The 17,043-nt window shown below is 63.1% G+C and carries 15 protein-coding genes and 1 pseudogene; 11 read left to right on the top strand and 5 right to left on the bottom strand.

Features of this window, described 5'->3' with window-relative positions; all coding sequences use genetic code 11:
* Window positions 1–507: 507 nt before the first annotated feature.
* Both VGH68_RS26310 and VGH68_RS26305 read right to left on the bottom strand, forming a co-directional pair.
* Entirely contained in the window at window positions 508–1,095 is a 588-nt protein-coding gene (locus VGH68_RS26310; RefSeq protein WP_331606645.1) for a YybH family protein, read from the bottom strand.
* Window positions 1,096–1,126: 31 nt separating this feature from the next.
* Complete coding sequence (locus tag VGH68_RS26305) at window positions 1,127–2,116, bottom strand: DnaJ C-terminal domain-containing protein (RefSeq protein ID WP_331606644.1); 990 nt, start codon at window positions 2,114–2,116, stop codon at window positions 1,127–1,129.
* A 424-nt stretch (window positions 2,117–2,540) separates the two neighbouring features.
* Between VGH68_RS26305 and VGH68_RS26300 the strand changes: the two genes are divergently transcribed.
* On the top strand, window positions 2,541–3,155 hold the full coding sequence (locus tag VGH68_RS26300; protein ID WP_331606643.1) for an MFS transporter: 615 nt from the start codon (window positions 2,541–2,543) through the stop codon (window positions 3,153–3,155).
* A gap of 38 nt (window positions 3,156–3,193) precedes the next feature.
* On the opposite strand, the pseudogene VGH68_RS26295 reads toward VGH68_RS26300, so the two are convergent.
* Both VGH68_RS26295 and VGH68_RS26290 read right to left on the bottom strand, forming a co-directional pair.
* Window positions 3,194–3,352: pseudogene (locus VGH68_RS26295) on the bottom strand (hypothetical protein); the annotation flags it as partial.
* A 377-nt stretch (window positions 3,353–3,729) separates the two neighbouring features.
* Window positions 3,730–4,653 carry a LysR substrate-binding domain-containing protein gene (locus VGH68_RS26290; protein ID WP_331606642.1) on the bottom strand — a complete coding sequence of 308 codons (924 nt, stop codon included), beginning with the start codon at window positions 4,651–4,653 and terminating at the stop codon, window positions 3,730–3,732.
* A 132-nt stretch (window positions 4,654–4,785) separates the two neighbouring features.
* Between VGH68_RS26290 and VGH68_RS26285 the strand changes: the two genes are divergently transcribed.
* The 9 genes from VGH68_RS26285 to VGH68_RS26245 all read left to right on the top strand — a co-directional run bounded on the left by VGH68_RS26285 (window position 4,786) and on the right by VGH68_RS26245 (window position 14,443).
* A complete protein-coding gene (locus VGH68_RS26285; protein ID WP_331606641.1) occupies window positions 4,786–6,396 on the top strand; it encodes an ABC transporter substrate-binding protein in 1,611 nt (536 codons plus the stop codon).
* A 63-nt stretch (window positions 6,397–6,459) separates the two neighbouring features.
* Complete coding sequence (locus VGH68_RS26280; RefSeq protein ID WP_331606640.1) at window positions 6,460–7,437, top strand: ABC transporter permease; 978 nt, start codon at window positions 6,460–6,462, stop codon at window positions 7,435–7,437.
* The gene (locus VGH68_RS26275; RefSeq protein WP_331606639.1) at window positions 7,437–8,615 is read left to right on the top strand and encodes an enolase C-terminal domain-like protein; all 1,179 of its coding nucleotides are present in this window, start codon (window positions 7,437–7,439) and stop codon (window positions 8,613–8,615) included. The genes VGH68_RS26280 and VGH68_RS26275 overlap by 1 nt, the downstream gene beginning before the upstream one ends.
* Window positions 8,612–9,544, top strand: coding sequence for an ABC transporter permease (locus tag VGH68_RS26270; protein WP_331606638.1), 933 nt, complete (start codon window positions 8,612–8,614; stop codon window positions 9,542–9,544). The genes VGH68_RS26275 and VGH68_RS26270 overlap by 4 nt, the downstream gene beginning before the upstream one ends.
* Window position 9,545: 1 nt before the next feature.
* Window positions 9,546–10,550: an ABC transporter ATP-binding protein gene (locus VGH68_RS26265; protein ID WP_331606637.1), complete on the top strand. Its 1,005-nt coding sequence runs from the start codon at window positions 9,546–9,548 to the stop codon at window positions 10,548–10,550.
* Window positions 10,538–11,635 (top strand): oligopeptide/dipeptide ABC transporter ATP-binding protein, encoded by a 1,098-nt coding sequence (locus VGH68_RS26260; RefSeq protein WP_331606636.1) that lies wholly within the window; start codon window positions 10,538–10,540, stop codon window positions 11,633–11,635. Before VGH68_RS26265 ends, VGH68_RS26260 begins: the two co-directional genes overlap by 13 nt.
* Window positions 11,619–12,752: an FAD-dependent oxidoreductase gene (locus VGH68_RS26255; protein ID WP_331606635.1), complete on the top strand. Its 1,134-nt coding sequence runs from the start codon at window positions 11,619–11,621 to the stop codon at window positions 12,750–12,752. Before VGH68_RS26260 ends, VGH68_RS26255 begins: the two co-directional genes overlap by 17 nt.
* The gene (locus VGH68_RS26250) at window positions 12,730–13,041 is read left to right on the top strand and encodes a (2Fe-2S)-binding protein (RefSeq protein ID WP_331606634.1); all 312 of its coding nucleotides are present in this window, start codon (window positions 12,730–12,732) and stop codon (window positions 13,039–13,041) included. Before VGH68_RS26255 ends, VGH68_RS26250 begins: the two co-directional genes overlap by 23 nt.
* Window positions 13,031–14,443, top strand: a complete 1,413-nt coding sequence (locus VGH68_RS26245; protein WP_331606633.1) for an NAD(P)/FAD-dependent oxidoreductase — start codon at window positions 13,031–13,033, stop codon at window positions 14,441–14,443. The genes VGH68_RS26250 and VGH68_RS26245 overlap by 11 nt, the downstream gene beginning before the upstream one ends.
* Window positions 14,444–14,543: 100 nt before the next feature.
* Here the strand turns inward: VGH68_RS26245 and VGH68_RS26240 are convergent, their stop codons facing one another.
* Window positions 14,544–15,503: a LysR family transcriptional regulator gene (locus VGH68_RS26240; RefSeq protein WP_331606632.1), complete on the bottom strand. Its 960-nt coding sequence runs from the start codon at window positions 15,501–15,503 to the stop codon at window positions 14,544–14,546.
* Between the two features lie 130 nt (window positions 15,504–15,633).
* Between VGH68_RS26240 and VGH68_RS26235 the strand changes: the two genes are divergently transcribed.
* Window positions 15,634–16,800, top strand: a complete 1,167-nt coding sequence (locus VGH68_RS26235) for a mandelate racemase/muconate lactonizing enzyme family protein (RefSeq protein ID WP_331606631.1) — start codon at window positions 15,634–15,636, stop codon at window positions 16,798–16,800.
* Window positions 16,801–17,043 lie beyond the last annotated feature (243 nt).

The raw sequence follows: 17,043 nt of genomic DNA, 5'->3' as shown, positions 1-17,043 counted from the left end.
GATAGGCGGCAAACTCGCCGATCAGCGCTTCGCTTTCGGTGGCCCCGGATACACGGCACAGTCGGCGCAACGATCTGTTGCCCTAATAAATACAAATTTGCGTATCTGACCGAGAAAGGGGAGTACGTTCTGTTCTCGCCTAGGTGCTGGATAGTCGAACGCTCAGTCTGGAAAGTCGCCGGTTAAATCGGCAACGATAAATGATCCTGACAACGAGCAACAAATCTGCGTTTCCCCCTGATCCGATAAAGCTGGCAAATGCTGTTCTCTGCGACTGGAAGATCGTAGACATGAAGAGCGATGTAAAGCAGCATGTCGAAGCCAAATCGTATTGGGGCCTGCTGAATAACCGAACTCCGTGGAGTCCGGCTCCATACCGTGGGGCAGCGTCCTGCACGACGCGGTCGCGGTGCCGTTTTTCTGCTGGCTGACACTGAGTTGTGTTCTGTACTGGTCTGCGTATGACATCCCGGCGACGCAGGCGGCGGAACATAACTCGGCACGCTTTCACTCACGCTTGAAGATGACCTGAGCGGTACCGCCGTCGATCGGCGAGGAGGTGTGCTGGTGGACGATCTTCCATCCATCGCCGTTTCGCCCGAGCGTCATGGTCACGCGATTGTCCATCGAGCGCAGTTCCACGCCGTTGGCATCGACGGCCTTGTATGCGACGAACGCGTGGACGACGGCGAGCTCGCCGGTGACGATCGTTTGTGCGTCGCTGAAATCCACGATTACCCGCTCCGTGCCCAGCGAGCAGAACCAGGCCTCCACCATCCCCCGCCACGACGCGATCCCGTTGTACGACCATGCGCCCCACATGTCGAAGACCAGCACGTTCGGCGCGTATAGCGCGACGAACGCGTCGACGCTTTTTGCTAGCACCGCGGCTTTGTAGTCATCGAGGACTTGCAGGATCGGCTTATCGGGTGTGGGCGCGGTGTTTCTCCTGAGTTGGATTGCGAGGGCGGCGCCGGCTCGCGGCGAACGGCAATCGCAGCTTGTCGATAACGACGGCTGAGCCGCCCCGGAATGGACATCCTGGGGAAACAAAACGGCGGATGACGCTCGCCGGTTAGCCGGCACGGCGCCCATGCGCAATCAGAATGCCGCCAGGACCCACCGGCTATGGACCGTTGCCGGCCAGCCGCCGGGCGCGCAACTCTGCCTCCGCGAACATGTCGTGCAATCGTTGTCGTTCGTCGCCGGTTAAATGCGAAGCCGCGGCGGGCATCGCCAGCACGACGTGCAACGTCAGATCGCCGCGCGAGCCGTTGCGGTCCGCGAGCCCATGCTGGCGAAGACGGATCGTGCTGCCAGGTCGAGTATTGGGCGGAATTTCCAGTGGGTACGTGCGGCCCAGGATAGTCGCTTCGAAGCTGCCGCCGAGCGTCGCGGTCACGAAATCCACCTGGATTTCGCAAGCGAGATGCAAGCCGTCGCGACGGAACCCCGCGTCGCACATGATCGCAACCGAGCAGATCGCGTCGCCCGCCGGGCCGCCATTTGCACCGCGATGGCCGCCGCCTTCGATAACCAGACGCTGACCGTCCCACGCGCCCGGCGCAATGGTCACGGTCTCCGACCTGAGCGAGGCGCGCTTACGCGTGCCGAGACAGGCTTGGCACCCATCGCCGGCCCCCGGCCGGCCGGTTCCCCCGCAGGCGGCGCAGCGCTTGTCCGCGCTCGAGGTCCCTCTGCCGTTGCAGGTCGCGCACGAAGCGGCCCTTTGCTGACATACCTGACAGGGTTCGTTGACGGTATAGCTCGCCTGCACCGCGCCGCCGTGGAGCGCCGCTTCGAGCGGCACGAACAGTTCGACCAGGCAGTTGGCACCGCGCATCGCAGGCGCGTTGCGGTGTTCGTCGGAGCGCGCCTGCGGGGCGGGGCGCTCAGTCGATGCCGCCGGCGGCTGAAAAACGGGTGGCGGCCGCTTGCCGGTCAGGATTTCAAACGCTTCCTGAATGCGGGTGAACAATGGCGCGACCGTCGATTCGCGCCCCTTGTTGCGATCCGGGTGGTACTTCGTCCTTAGACGCCGATACGCGCGCTTGACGTCTGCCGGCGACGCAGTGCATGGCAGATTCAGCCGCTTGTAATATTCGTCGAGGTTCACGCGTTTTCGCTCTCGTTTTTTCTTTGCCGGAAGCACAAGTCTATCAAGACGTGATGAAAGACTTGCCGTTGCCCCGTTTAGCGACATCGCTGCTGACGCAATGAGATGCGCGCAGCACTACCGTACGCGACGCACGGCTTGTCGATCGGCGTGCCGGCGGCGTCGGATGCTCGGCACGGCGTCTACCTCCAAGCTTGTCCCTGCCCCGCACAGCCGCGTTCCACGCAGTGAAACAGCCGCCTTTCCGCACGCGCGGCGGCAACAATAATTGTGTTCATGCGAAAGGCAACCGGCCCATCTGCCCGGAACGCTCCATGCCGCAACCGACAAATGACTGGAGACGCCATGCAAGCAGTGACAAGTCCCTCGCCGGGCGCGACGGCCGCCGCCGATCCCGTGACAAAGCGGTGTATCGCAAGGTCACATGGAGGCTGATGCCGCTGCTGTTCGTCTGCTACGTCTTTGCCTATACCAATCGCGCGATATCGGTTTTGCGCACCTTCAGTTCCGGCGCGACGTGGGTTTGTCCGAGGCGGCGTTCGGCCTTGGCGTCGGGCTGTTCTATTTCGGCAACATGCTGCTGGAAGTCCCGAGCGACTTGCTGCTGCAGCGCATCGGAATTCGGCGCACGCTGCTGCGCATCATGACGCTGTGGGGCGTGGTCTCCGTCGGTACCGCGTTTGTGAGCACGCCAGCGGAGTTCTACATCGCGCGCGTGCTGCTTGGGGTGGCCGAGGCCGGCTTCTTCCCTGTCGTCATTCTCTATTTCACCTACTGGTTTCCGGCCGCGCGACGCGCACGCGTCACGTCCATTTTCATGAGCGCGATCTGCGTGTCCGCCATCGTCAGCGGACCGCTCTCCGGACTCATCCTGGAAAGGCTCACCGGCGCGTTCGGCCTGAACGGTTGGCAATGGATGTTCGTTGTCGAAGGCGCGCCATCCATCGCATGTTCTTCGTCGATTGCCCGTGCTTCTTCGCGCGGGAAGCGCCGGATATCGATGACGTCGGTAGGCTTGAAGGCCCAGATGAATGCCTGAACCCACGGCAAGATCGTCGGCAGCAGTCCGGCCCAACCCATCAGCTTCACTGCTTCGGCTTCCGGATGATGGCGCGCGAGCGCAATGCGTCCCGGCAAACCCGCGATCCATATGTAGGTGAGAATGCCGGCGCCGCCGGCGATGAATGCGGTGGCAAATGTCACGTAATCCCAGAACCCGAGTTCGAATCCGAGCATTGACATGTTTCCTCCTGGACGCGCGGCCGACGTCGACGTTGCGTCTGGAAGACTATGGCCGGCAGCGCACGGCAAGGTATACCCTGCCCGGTTGAATCTCGAGGATGACCGTGGATAGGCTTCCACGAAACAGGGCTGCGCGCAGCACCTGCGCACGCAGACGGCCAACGGCAATGACGACGCCGGCTCGATGTTCAACGCCGCCCACTGGCGTGCCGATGCCGTAAGCGTCTCGCTTTACGGCAGCGATCGTAAAAAAGGTTCGGTGCTGCGAGCAATATTGGCTCGTTTGCTCGTCGAACTCTGCTGAGTCCTTTCCTGTGTACGCCGGATATGCTCCCGTGAAGACGCTTCAGATCCTCGCGCGGGGTCGGCATTCAGCTACGCGCTCTCGGTCGCGCCAGTTCCGAGTCCCAGCAGCGACTCCTGAACCACTGCCTGAAACTGCGCACGAACCTTTCCTGCACCTGCGACGGTAGCCGGTTGGCCGGATGGTACATATACACATCGAATTCCACGACGGGCGCGAACGGGCGGATCACGACCCGCGACGGGTCGGCGAGCCTTGCGGTGGCCTCATCGATGATTGCGCAACCGGCGCCGTGCGTAACCAGAGCGAGCGCAACGGCTGATTGCGGCGTCGTCAGAAGGATGTTGCGGTCGACGGCGCTGCCTTCGAAAGCCGATTCGATGCGTGAACGTGAGCCGTCTATTTCCGCGAGCGAGATGAACGTTTCGTCGCGCAGATCGTCTGCGCGGATAACTTCTTTCGCGGCGAGCCGATGGTCGATCGACAATGCGCAGACGCCGGTCAGACTGCCCAGGCGTTCGACCTGTACGCCGCTGCGTGGCGCAAGAATGATCGCGATGCCGACGTCGGCTTGACCGTCGGCGGTCCAGTCGATCACGCGCGGCGATGATTGCGAATGCAAATTGATGGTCAGCCGTTGCGAATCTTTCGCGAACTGCGCGACGAATTCGGCCATCAGCGTTTGCGCGATGCTCGGCGACGCCACCACCGATAGCTGACCCCGGCGCATATCGCGGATCTCTCTGGCCGCTTCCTTCAACTCGATCACGCCGTCCCACGCGCGCTGCATCGAACCGACGAGGGCGCGCGCTTCCGCCGTCGGTACCAGCCGTCCGCCGCGCTGCTCGAATAACACCAGGTCGAGCTCGCTTTGCAGTTGCGCGATCAGCTTCGTCATGGCGGGCTGCGAGATCTTCAGCGAGTGAGCCGCGGCCGTCACCGTGCCGAATTCGAGCATCGCCTTGAACACTTCGATCAGTCGGAATTTCATCGGCACGGGTCGCTCGCCAGAAGCGCTATAACCGCAGGTTATGGAGAAATAATCATAGCGCGCTTTCGTGGACACGCGAAATTGTCGTTTCTAGACTGAAAAACATCAACAGTCCAAACATTGGAGGCAGGCATGGATCGACGGGGTTTTGTCACGGGCGCCGCGGCATTCGCGGCGGCGGCCGCCGGCGGCCTGGCCCGCGCGCAATCGCAGCATGCGCCGGTTCCGAAGCGTACGCTGCTGACGTGTACCGCTCAATTCGATCCGGCTCGCCCGGAGATTGCCCGGCTGGTCGCGCAAGCGTGCAAGACGCTCGGCTGGGAAGTGCAAGCCAATCCGATGGACTACAACCAGGGCATCCAGAAAGTCATCATGGAACATGACTTCGAGATGTACCTGGTGTTTTTCCCCGGCACCAGCATCCGCATCGATCCCGACTTCTTCATACGTGGCATACACGATTCGGCCGAAGACAAGCGCGGCGGCTTCGACTGGATGGGCTATCACAGCCCGCAGGTCGACGCATTGGCGAGCTCGCAAGCGCGGCTGATGAAACTGGACGATCGCCATAAGCCGGTCGTCGATGCGCAAAGCGTGATCTTCGCCGATCAGCCCGGCACGGTGCTCGTCTATTCGCAGATGACGATGGCGCATCGCTCCGACAAGCTGAGCGGACTGGTGCCGCAACTGGGCGAGGGCATCGGCGGGTTCTGGTCCGACATCAACATGAAGGTGACCGGTGACGGTTATTCGCGAAGCGGCGCGAACGCGGACGTCAAGCATCTGAATCCGGTCGCGGTGGTCGACAGCACCGAATTCGCGGAACTCTCGATCATCTATGACCGGCTGCTGCGGTTGGATCCGAACGGCAAGCCGGTGCCGTGGGCCGCGAGCGCGGCCAGGCTCGTGGACGACAAGACAATCGATCTGACCATTCGTCCGGGCATGCGCTGGCACGATGGCAAGCCGGTGACGGCGGACGACGTCAAATTCAGCTTCGATTATCACAAGCAGTGGAAAGCGCCGTTCTTTCTGACCGCGCTGAACAACGTGTCATCGGTGCAGTTGCCGGACGCGAACACGGTGCGCATCAAGCTCGATAATCCGTCCGCGCCATTCTTTTCGAACGTGCTGGCCACGATGTTCATCATTCCGCGCCACGTGTGGGAAGGCGTCGCCGCGAATGGCGACCCGCTCAGATTCGCCAACGAGAAGCCGGTTGGCAGCGGCCCCTATACGCTCGATTACTGGCGGCGCGGCTCGGAGCTGAAGATGAGCGCGTTCAAGTCGCACTTCAATCCGCCGAAGTGCGCCGGCATCATCCGTATTGTCTACGGCAGCCAGGATGCGCTCGCCACGGCGATCGCGAACGGCGAATGCGATCGCACCCGCTATGTGTTGACCCCGGCGCTCGTCGACCGGTTGAAGACGGTCAGGAATGTTGTCGCGAAGGGCTATCCGAGCCACGGGCTCTACCACCTGTCGTACAACAACCGCATCAAGCCGTTCGACGATCCGGCCTTCCGGCAGGCGCTGAACTACATCATGCCGCGCCAGATGATTTCGCAACTCGTTCTGCTCGGCTATGCGGACCCCGGCGCATCGATCATCTCGCCGACGAATGATGTGTGGCACAACCCGTCGGTAAAGGTGCCGCCGGAGAACCTGAAGATCGCGCGCGACCTGCTTTCGAAGGCCGGCTATAGCTGGGACGCGCAGGGCCGTCTGCTGTCGCGCGCGTGAGCGGCCGCTGCAAGGCACCGGCGGTGCAAGCCGCCAAACCGTACCGATCCTCGAGAATCATCTATGACTCTGTATATCGCACGACGCTTGATGTCGTCACTGATTACGCTGCTGGGCGTGGCCGTAATCCTGTTCGTGCTGTTCCGCCTGATGCCGGGCGATCCGACCGCCCAGGTGATCAGTCCCGCGCTCGACCAGGCCGCGCAGGCGCGGCTCAAACATGCGTTCGGGCTCGATCTGCCGATGTGGCAGCAGTTCTTCGTGTACATCAGGAACATGCTGAGCCTGCAATGGGGGCAATCCTTCACCACGGGTCAACCGGTTGCGGATCTGCTCGGGCATTGGCTCCTCAACACGATGCTGCTGATGAGCGCCGGTTTGGTGCTGGCCGTGGTGCTCGGCGTGGTGCTCGGCATTCTGATGGCGGCGCGGCGAGGCGGTGCGCTCGACCACGTGGCGACCGTCGTGGGGCTGGTGTTTCAGGCCGCGCCGCCGTTCGTCATTGCGATCGTCCTGCTGATTGCATTCAGCTACAAGCTCGAACTGCTGCCGTCGTCCGGCATGGTGGCTGCCGGAACGGACGACAACGGCGCCTGGGCGATGCTCACGTCGGCCGATTTTCTTAAGCATCTGATTCTGCCGACCATCACGATCAGCGCCGTCTATGTCGCGACGCCGATGCTGGTGATGCGCGATTCGATGCTCGAAGTGCTCGGCTCCGACTTCGTCGAATTTGCCCGCGCCAAGGGGCTGAAACCGTCACGCGTGCTTTTTGGACACGCGGCCCGTAATGCGCTGCTGGCCGTCGTCACGGTGTCGTCGCTGATTCTCGGTTTTGCGATTGGCGGCCAGATCGTGATCGAGACCGTGTTCTCGTGGCCGGGCATGGGCAAGGCAATGGTCGATGCCGCTTTGCAACACGATTATCCGGTGGCACAGGCCGCCTTCTTCATGATGGCTGTGGTCGTGATCGTGATGAATTTGTTGACCGATCTGTCCTATAGCCTCCTTGATCCCCGCATCCGATTCGGAACGACATGATGACTGATACAGCAACGATGACCCAACCGTCCACGCCGGCCACGATGGCGCCTGTGATCGCAGCGGAAATCTTCGAGATCGAAACGCGCTTTGTCGTGCCTTACAAGCTCACCGAGGGCACGCTGGCGACGACGCGCGCGATCCTCGTCAAGCTCACCGATGAAGACGGCGTCACGGGTTGGGGCGAAGCCAATCCGAGCGTCAGCTTCACCGGCGAATCGTGCGACGAAGCCATGCGCGTACTACGCGATACGCTGCTGCCGGCAGTGCTCGGCAGCGCGAATCCCGAGCCGGGGCGTATCGATCTACTGCTCGATACGCTGGTGCCGAGGCATCTGTGTGCAAAGGGCGCGATTTCGATGGGCCTGCTCGACCTGCTCGGCAAACGGCTGCGCGCGCCGGTGGCTACTTTGCTGGGCGGCGTGCTGCATCAAACGCTGCCGGTGCTTTGGCCGCTGAACAACGGCACCGCGGAAGACGACATCCGCGTGATCGACGACAAAGCCGCGCAGGGTTTTGGCAGCTTCATGCTGAAGATGGGCACCTCGCCCGTCGCGGACGAAGTGCGGCGCGTCGCGGAGCTCGAAGCCCGCTATGGCGATCGATTGAAGTTCATCGCCGACGCCAATCAGGGATGGACGTTCGCCGATGCGCAGATTTTTCTCGACGGCGTGCGTGGTTCGAAGCTCGCGTTCGTCGAGCAGCCGGTGAGGAAGGATGAGCTCGAACAGATGGCATCGCTCGCGGCCAGCACGCCGCTGCCAATCTCGGCGGATGAATCGGTGGTGGGCGCCGCGCATGCGGCGAAGATCGCGAGGCTCGGCGCGGCCAGCGTGTTCAGCATCAAGAGCAGCAAGAACGGTGGTCCGCTGCGCGCACAAAGAATCGCGGCGGTGGCCGAAGCATTCGGCATTCGTTGCTACATGAATTCGATGCTCGAGTTCGGCGTCACGCAGGCCGCTTCGTTGCAGCATGCCGCGACGCTTTCCAATCTCATCGATGTCGGTCATGCGTACATGTCGACACTGCGCCTCGTCGAAGACCCGACAGACTTCTCGTCGTTCGTGCGCGACGGCGTCGTGCATTTCCCGAACCGCGACGGTCTGGGTGTGCAGGTCGACGACGCGCATGTACGCAGGATGGCGGTATCCGTCAGCCGTGCCGGAGCAAATGTATGAGCACGCCAACCGTCAAACCGCCCGCGCCGTTGCCGGCTGGTCGACTGCTACGCGGCGCCGCGCTGGTCGGGCGCGAACTCGGGCAGAACCTGAAGGTGATCTTCGCCGACCGGCTCGGCGCGTTCGGTGCGATCGTCATCGGGTTCGCGTTGCTGGTCGCGCTGTTCGGGCCGTGGCTGATTCCGCACGATCCGTATGAGTCACTGAAGATGGCCGATGGCCGGATGGCGGTCCTTCAATCGCCAAGCGCCGCGTTTCCGCTCGGCACGACCAATCTCGCGCGCGATCTGCTGTCGCAGATGATCCTCGCGACGCGCACGACGATGATCATCGGCGTGGCGAGCGGTTTCGTATCGATCGTGATCGGCGCGAATATCGGACTGATTGCCGGCTATTACGGCGGACGCATCGACAACGCGCTGATGCGCTTGACCGACGTGGTCTATGGGATGCCGTTTCTGCCGTTCATCATCGTGCTGATTTCGCTGTTTGGGCGCTCGATCGGCTTCGTGATCCTCGCCATCGTCGTGATCGTCTGGCGAACCTCGGCGCGCGTGATCCGCGCGCAGACGATCGCGATCAAGCAACGTCAGTTCGTCGCGTTCGCGCGCGCACGCGGGGCGGGCGATCTGCGCATCATCTATCGGCATATCGCGCCGAATATCCTGCCGCTGTTGCTGCTGTACACGTCGTTCAACATCGCGTGGGCGATCGTCACGGAAGCGTCCGCGAGTTTTCTCGGCTTCAGCGATCCTAATGCGCTCACGTGGGGCAGCATCCTGCAGGATCTGTGGGCCTCGGGATACACGCAAACCGCGTGGTGGTGGTTCCTCGAGCCGTCGGCGGCCATCGTGCTGCTGGTCAGCGCGTTCGTGTTCGTCAGCCGCTCGTACGAAGTGGTGGCCAACCCGCGTCTGGGAGAACGATGAGATGCTGCTCGAAGCTCGCAATGTGCGCGTGACCTATCGCAGCGCTCACGGTGATGTACGCGCGGTCGACGGCCTCGATCTCGAGGTCCGGGCGTCGGAGATCTTTGGGCTCGTCGGCGAATCGGGTTGCGGAAAGTCGACGGTGGTGAAGGCGCTTCTGCGGCTCCTGCCCGACAGCGCGAAGATCGAAGCCGACGTGCTGCGCTTCAACGGCGAAGACCTGCTGGCGATGCCGCAGGCGCGTTTTCGGCAACAGGTGTTGATGCGCAAGATCGCGCTGGTGCCGCAGAGCGCGCAGAACTCGCTGAATCCGGTGCAACCGGTCGGTGCGCAGATCGTCGAGGCGATTCGTGCGCATTCGAACACGTCGGCGTCGAAGGCGCGCGAGCGCGTGGTCGAGCTGTTCGACATCGTCGGCTTGCAGCCGGAATTGATGCGCCGATATCCGCATCAGTTTTCCGGCGGCATGCGCCAGCGCGCGATGATCGCGATGGCGCTCGCATTCGAACCGTCGCTGATCGTGATGGACGAGCCGACCACCGGTCTGGATGTACTCGTGCAGGAGCGCTTGCTCGGACGTATCCGCGCGATCCGTGAACGGGTGTCGCTGTCGATCCTGCTGATCACGCACGATATCGGCGTCATCGCAGAAACCGCGGATCGCGTCGGCGTGATGTACGCGGGAAGGATGGTGGAATGCGCGCCGACGCTCGAACTATTCGGCGATTCGCAGCACCCGTACACGTTGGGCCTGAAGAACGCGTTCCCGAGCATCATGGCTCTCGAGCGCGAGCTGATCTCGATGCCGGGATCGCCGCCCGATATGGCCGCGCCGCCGGCGGGCTGCGCGTTCGCCGCGCGCTGTCCGTTTGCGATCGACGCCTGTCATGCGGATCGGCCCGCCGCGCTCGAGGTCGGCGTCAATCACATTTCCGCATGCATCCGGACCGACCACATTGGTCCGATGCGGGCCGCCGCAATGAGGAAGGGAACGTGGCACTCTTGAGCGTAGAACATCTGACCAAACACATCCGGATCGGCCGCGGGATCGGCGCCGCGCTGCGCGGCAACGAGGCGAGCTGGATCAAGCCGGTCGAGGACGTGAGCTTTTCGATCGATGAGGGCGAGATCGTCGGCATCGTCGGCGAATCGGGCTGCGGCAAATCGACGACCTGCAATCTGCTGTCAAAGCTCGACGTGCCGACGAGCGGCACACTGCGCCTGAACGGCGACGACGTGACCGCGGTGAGCCGCGGCAATGCGCTGACCCAGTATCGCAAGCAGGTCCAGCTGATCTTCCAGGATCCGTTCGATTCGCTCAATCCGCGTCTGCGCGTATTGGACATCGTCGCCGAGGCGCCGCGCGCGCTGAAGTTGTGGGACGCAAGCGAAACCGCACGCCGGGTGATGGCGATGCTGGAACTGGTGGGATTGCCGCCTGAGCGCTATGCGAAGCGTTTTCCGCATCAGATGAGCGGCGGCGAGCGCCAACGTGTCGGCATTGCGTCGGCGCTGATCGCGCAGCCGCGGCTCGTGATCGCCGATGAGCCCGTGTCGATGCTCGATGTGTCGATTCGCGCGGGCGTGATGGATCTGCTGCGCGACCTGTCGACACGTTTGAAGTTTTCGTGCCTGTACGTATCGCACGATCTGTCGATTCTCACGCACCTGTGCGACCGCGTGATGGTGATGTACCTCGGGCAGCTCGTCGAGATCGCGAGTGCAGCGGAGCTCGTCGGCGCGCCGCGGCATCCGTATACGCGTGCGCTGGTCGCGGCCGTGCCGGTGCCGGATCCGCGCCACAAGCGTGAGCCGGTCAGCATCGAAGGCGAACTGGCCAAGCCGATCGACCCGCCGCCGGGCTGCCGTTTCGCGCCGCGCTGTTCGCTGGCGATGCCGCAATGCACGCGCACGCCGGAGATGAAAAGCGTGGGGGGCTCGCATACGGTGGCATGCCACGCGGTGCATGCGGACCCGTGCGAGGCCGCGGGTACGTTGCCGCCGGCGCCTGGCCGCGCGTCGCAGGACATGGTGCGCCAGAGCGCAGCCGACATCGCTCTCGCGCGGACCCGCTATGCAGACCCGCGCTGATGCCGACACGGTGGTGATCGGCGGTGGCATCGTCGGCATGGCGATCGCCTATGGGCTCGTCAAGGCCGGCGAGACGGTGGTCGTGCTGGACGAAGGCGACGATGCCTTTCGCGCCGCGCGCGGCAACTTCGGGCTCGTCTGGGTGCAAGGCAAGGGCGCGGGCAATGTCGACTACGCGCGCTGGAGCCTTGCAAGCGCGCGACGCTGGAAGGCCTTCGCTCAAGAGCTGGCGGATGTCGCGCAGATCGATGTCGAACTGCAACAGGCGGGCGGGCTGCGGCCAGCCTTCGCCGCTGACGATCTCGCTCGCCAGCTCGACGAGATGGCGAGCATCCGCGATGCGATCGGCTGCGCATATCCGTATCAGGCACTCGACGCGTCCGACCTGCACAAGCTGATTCCCGAAGCGGGCGCGGAGATGGTGGGCGCGATCTATTCGCCGATGGACGGGCATGTCAGTCCGCTCAGGCTATTGCGCGCGCTGGTGCAAGCCTTCGGCCGGCTGGGCGGATCGCTATGTACGAGCGAAGCAGCGCATCGGATCACGCATCGCGCAACGGGCTTCGAAGTAAAGACAGCAAAGCGTAGCGTCTATTCCAGCCGGGTCGTGCTCGCGGCCGGACTCGGCTGCCGGGCGCTCGCGCCGCAAGTGGGTTTGGATGCGCCCGTGCGTCCCGAGCGGGGGCAGGTGCTGGTCACCGAGCGCTTGCAGCGCTTCCTTCCGTATCCGACGCCGCACGTCAGACAGACCGGCGAGGGCGTGATTCAGCTGGGCGACTCGAAAGAGGATGTCGGTTTCGACGACGGCACGACCACGAACGAGCTCGGACGGATCGCGCGTCACGCAATCCGCTACTTCCCGTTGCTCGATGCGGTCAACGTGGTGCGGGCGTGGGGCGCGCTGCGGGTGATGACGCCCGATGGCTACCCGATCTACGACGCGTCGAGCGAATGCCCTGGCGCATTTCTGGTCACCTGCCATAGCGGTATCACGTTGGCCGCGAATCACGCGGGCGCGATCGCGGACTGGATCCGCGGCGCCTCCGAGCCGTCCGATATCCATCACTTCAAGGCGAGCCGCTTTCATGGTGTCGATGTTCAAACCGCTGCACACTGACAAGCCATTAGCTGTCGTCAATCTTACGATCGAGGGCCGATCCGTTCGTGCGCGAGCGGGCGAGAATCTGGCGCTCACGCTGCTGCACGCGGGGTTCCGCCATACGCGGCTCACACCCGTGTCCAGCAGTCCGCGCGCGCCACTGTGTCTGATGGGCGTGTGCTTCGAATGTCTGGTCGAAGTGGATGGCCGGCAGAACCTGCAGGCATGCATGCTCGAAGCGCGAGAGGGCATGTCAGTGCGCTTGCAGCATGGCGCGCGGCGGGCGGGGAATGGACATGACACATGACCTGATCGTGATCGGCGGTGGCCCGGCGGGTATGGCGGCCGCGTCGACGGCTAGCGCGTTGGGCCTCAAGGTCGCGCTGATCGACGAGCAACATCGGCCAGGCGGACAGATCTATCGCAACGTCGGTATCGCGGACGCGTCGATCAAGGCGCTGCTCGGCGCGGACTATGCGGCGGGCGAAGCGCTGCTGAAGCAATTCACCGACGCGACGGTCGACTACCGCGCCGGCGCGCTGGTCTGGGACATCGACCGCGAGCGTACCGTGACGATCGTCGCTGGCGATCGGGCGGAGCGTCTGTCGGCGCCTCACCTGCTGATCGCGACCGGCGCGCTCGAACGGCCATCGCCGGTGCCGGGCTGGACGCTGCCTGGCGTGATGAATGCGGGGGCTGCGCAGATCGCGCTCAAGTCCGGTCCGTCGATACCCGCAGGAAAAGTCGTGCTTGCCGGCACGGGCCCGCTGTTGCTGCTGGTCGCGTGTCAGTTGCTCGCAGCGGGTGCAGACGTGGCTGCGCTGGTTGAAACTGCGCCTCGCCGAAACGGCATCGCCGCGCTGCGCGCATTACCGCGTGCGCTCACGGCCCCTGCGCCGCTGATCAAAGGCGCACGCATGCTGGCGCAACTGCGCAGGTCGCGCGTTCACTGGCACAAGCATGCGATGAATCTGATCATCGAAGGCGACACGCATGCGAGCGCGCTGCATTTCGATTCTCGCGGCAGGCATCATACAGTCGCGGCCGACGTGGTGCTGCTGCATCACGGCGTCGTGCCCAATACGCAACTGACGCGCCTGTTACGGCTCGAGCATCGCTGGGACGACGCGCAGATCGCCTGGCGTCCGGTTCGCAACGAGTGGGGCGCGAGTTCGCTGGCGGGCGTGTGGATCGCGGGCGATGGCGCGGGCATCGAAGGCGCGCGCGCCGCGCAGGCGAGCGGCACACTGGCCGCGCTCGGCATCGCGTACGCGGCCGGCCGCATCGGACAGGCGCAGCGTGATGAGCGGGCGAACCCGTGGCGGCGGATGCTGACGCGCGAATGCGCGGCGCGGCCGTTTCTCGATGCGCTGTTCCGGGCGCCGGGATGGATCGGCGTGCCAGGCGATGACACGCTGGTTTGCCGCTGCGAGGAAGTGACGGCGGGGCGCATCCGCGAGATGGCGCGCATCGGCTGCGCCGGACCGAATCAGACCAAATTCTTCAGTCGTTGCGGCATGGGACCATGTCAGGGGCGGCTGTGTGGATTGACGGTGACACAGATTCTCGCCGACGCGCACCACACTTCACCGCACGCAGTGGGCGCGTACCGGGTGCGCGCGCCGATCAAGCCGATTTCGCTGCACGCGCTCGCGAGCCTCGGCACCGCGTCGCACGGACAGATGTCGACCAAGGAGTTCTCGGAATGACCGCTGATATCCAACGCATCGGGACGACACCGAGCGTGGACGAGGCCGCAACGCACGCAAGCGCGCTGTTACCGACGATCGCTCAGCGCTATCGGAGAACTCAAGTCTTGCGGCCAAGCTTCATTTTTTGCGCGTAGAGCAAGGCGCCCGTCTCTACCGGGACGAACGGCGCGCGAAAATGATTCACCAGAAAATCAATGAACGCCCGGGCACGCGCTGTCTGATTTCGCTGACTGGGGTAGTACACGAACAGGTCCGCGGACGGCAGAGGGGTGTCGGGCAACACCAGTTTCAACCGGCCACTCTGCACGTACTTCGCCAGATCCCATTCCGAGCGGATCAATATCCCGTGGCCGTCGAGGGCCCAGCGAAGAACAATATCGCCGTCATTGCTTGAGAGCGCGCCCTTGACTTTCAGCGCTTCGAGGTGATCGTCCTGGATGTATCGCCACACGCCATAGGCGTCGTCATTCTGACGATGGATGATGCAACGGTGCGCAGCCAGATCCTCCACACGCTGTGGCGTGCCGAAACGTTCCAGGTACTTCGGGGACGCGCAAAGGAAGCGGCGATTGCTCATGATGCGCCTCGCGCTGAGTCGGCTGTCGGGGAGCTCGCCAAAACGGATCGCCATGTCGAACGCCTGCGCCACCAAGTCGATGGGCCGGTCCGTCACTTCGAACTGGATCTCCACCTTGGGAAACCGTTTCGCGAAATCGGATACCAACGGCGCGATGGTCGTGCGCCCGAAACCGAGCGTCGCATTGACCCGCAGAAGACCGTGCGGATCGGAGCGGCTGCCGGAGACTTCCTCTTCCATTTGCTCGACCTGCCGGACGATTTGCGTCGCGTAGCGCAGGTAAGTCTCGCCTTCGGGCGTCAGGCTGATGTTGCGGGTGGTCCTGTTGACCAGCCGGACGCCGAGCCGCTGCTCGATCAGCCCCAGCCGTTTGGTCGCTGCGGGCGGAGTCAGATCGAGCGCCCGAGCGGCGCCGGACATGCTTTTAAGCCTGGCAAGCAGGATGAAGAACTCGAAGTCCGATGCGATGTCGGTGGCCATTTCCGCTATTCACCTGAGGTAACAAGTGAAGTGAATTATGGCGAAGTATAGCGCGTGGTTTCGCGGCTAAGCTACGTTGCATTGCAGCCCGAGGCATGCAACACGTGCCCAAAAGTCAGGAGACACCGTCATGAGAATCGTTGAAATCCGCGAAAAGACCGTTCCGATCAGTTCGCCCATCCGTAATGCCTACATCGACTTCAACAAGATGACACTGAGCCTCGTCGCGGTGGTGACCGACGTGATCCGCGACGGCAAGCCGGTGGTCGGCTATGGCTTCAATTCCAACGGCCGCTACGGCCAAGGCAAGCTGATGCGCGAGCGCTTTATTCCGCGCATTCTCGAAGCCGATCCCGCCACACTCGTCGACGATGCGGGCGACAATCTCGATCCGCACAAGATCTGGGCGGCGATGTTCACGAATGAAAAACCTGGCGGCCACGGCGAGCGCTCGGTCGCGATCGGTACGATCGACATGGCGATCTGGGATGCGGTTGCGAAGATCGAAGGCAAGCCGTTGTTTCAGTTGCTGGCGGACCGCTACGGCAATGGTCAGCCCGAGCGCAAGGTTTTCGTGTACGCCGCGGGCGGTTACTACTACCCCGGCCAGGATCACGAGAAGCTGAAAGACGAAATGCGCAGTTATATCGACCGGGGCTATACGGTCGTGAAGAAGAAGATCGGCGGCGCGTCGCTCGACGAAGATCTGCGCCGCATCGACTCGATCCTGAGCGTGCTCGGCGACGGACAGAAACTCGCCGTCGATGCCAACGGCCGCTTCGATCTCGACACGGCGATCCGGTACGCAAAAGCGCTTTCGCAATACGACCTGTTCTGGTACGAAGAACCGGGCGATCCGCTGGACTACGAGTTGCAGGCCACACTGCGCAATTACTACGACAAGCCGATGGCGACCGGTGAGGACCTGTTCTCGATGCAGGACGCCCGTAACCTGATTCGCTACGGCGGCATGCGCGCGGATCGCGACTGGCTGCAATTCGACTGCGCGTTGAGCTACGGCCTCGTCGAATATCTGCGCACGCTCGACATGCTGCATCAGCATGGTTGGTCGCCGAGCCGGTGCATTCCGCACGGCGGGCATCAGATGTCGCTGAACATCGCGGCGGGTCTCGGCCTGGGCGGCAACGAATCGTATCCGGATCTGTTCCAGCCGTATGGCGGCTTTCCTGATGGCGTGAAAGTGGACAACGGCTATATCACCATGCCCGACTTGCCGGGCATCGGCTTCGAAGGAAAAGCCGATCTGATTGCCGAGATGCGGAAGTTGTCCGCTTAAGCGGCCGGCACCCACGCGCCGATCCGACGAATCGGCGCAGCGTTAAAACAATAAAGAAAAACGCAGGCGAGATCCGGCCGTACTCGCGGCGGCGTGATGCGCCGCCGCGAGCAACCGGTCCGGACTTTAATGGAAGACGCCACGCATAGGAGACAGACATGCGGGTTGCAAAGATCGGAAAATATCTCACCAGACTCTATGTGCAGGTTCTAATCGGTATCGTGGCCGGCATTCTTGTCGGAC

Origin of the sequence: Paraburkholderia sp. (assembly GCF_036488505.1) — a bacterium.
Taxonomy (GTDB): domain Bacteria; phylum Pseudomonadota; class Gammaproteobacteria; order Burkholderiales; family Burkholderiaceae; genus Paraburkholderia.
Note: the sequence above shows the minus strand (reverse complement) of the source record. Positions and strands in the feature narration are given on the sequence as shown.

Excerpts from the sequence above, each read along its gene's own strand:
- VGH68_RS26310 (WP_331606645.1), bottom strand. The coding sequence starts at position 1,095 with ATGGGCGCCGTGCCGGCTAACCGGCGAGCGTCATCCGCCGTTTTGTTT.
- VGH68_RS26300 (WP_331606643.1), top strand. The coding sequence starts at position 2,541 with ATGGAGGCTGATGCCGCTGCTGTTCGTCTGCTACGTCTTTGCCTATAC.
- VGH68_RS26290 (WP_331606642.1), bottom strand. The coding sequence starts at position 4,653 with ATGAAATTCCGACTGATCGAAGTGTTCAAGGCGATGCTCGAATTCGGC.
- VGH68_RS26285 (WP_331606641.1), top strand. The coding sequence starts at position 4,786 with ATGGATCGACGGGGTTTTGTCACGGGCGCCGCGGCATTCGCGGCGGCG.
- VGH68_RS26280 (WP_331606640.1), top strand. The coding sequence starts at position 6,460 with ATGACTCTGTATATCGCACGACGCTTGATGTCGTCACTGATTACGCTG.
- VGH68_RS26275 (WP_331606639.1), top strand. The coding sequence starts at position 7,437 with ATGACTGATACAGCAACGATGACCCAACCGTCCACGCCGGCCACGATG.
- VGH68_RS26270 (WP_331606638.1), top strand. The coding sequence starts at position 8,612 with ATGAGCACGCCAACCGTCAAACCGCCCGCGCCGTTGCCGGCTGGTCGA.
- VGH68_RS26265 (WP_331606637.1), top strand. The coding sequence starts at position 9,546 with ATGCTGCTCGAAGCTCGCAATGTGCGCGTGACCTATCGCAGCGCTCAC.
- VGH68_RS26255 (WP_331606635.1), top strand. The coding sequence starts at position 11,619 with ATGCAGACCCGCGCTGATGCCGACACGGTGGTGATCGGCGGTGGCATC.
- VGH68_RS26250 (WP_331606634.1), top strand. The coding sequence starts at position 12,730 with ATGTTCAAACCGCTGCACACTGACAAGCCATTAGCTGTCGTCAATCTT.
- VGH68_RS26245 (WP_331606633.1), top strand. The coding sequence starts at position 13,031 with ATGACACATGACCTGATCGTGATCGGCGGTGGCCCGGCGGGTATGGCG.
- VGH68_RS26240 (WP_331606632.1), bottom strand. The coding sequence starts at position 15,503 with ATGGCCACCGACATCGCATCGGACTTCGAGTTCTTCATCCTGCTTGCC.
- VGH68_RS26235 (WP_331606631.1), top strand. The coding sequence starts at position 15,634 with ATGAGAATCGTTGAAATCCGCGAAAAGACCGTTCCGATCAGTTCGCCC.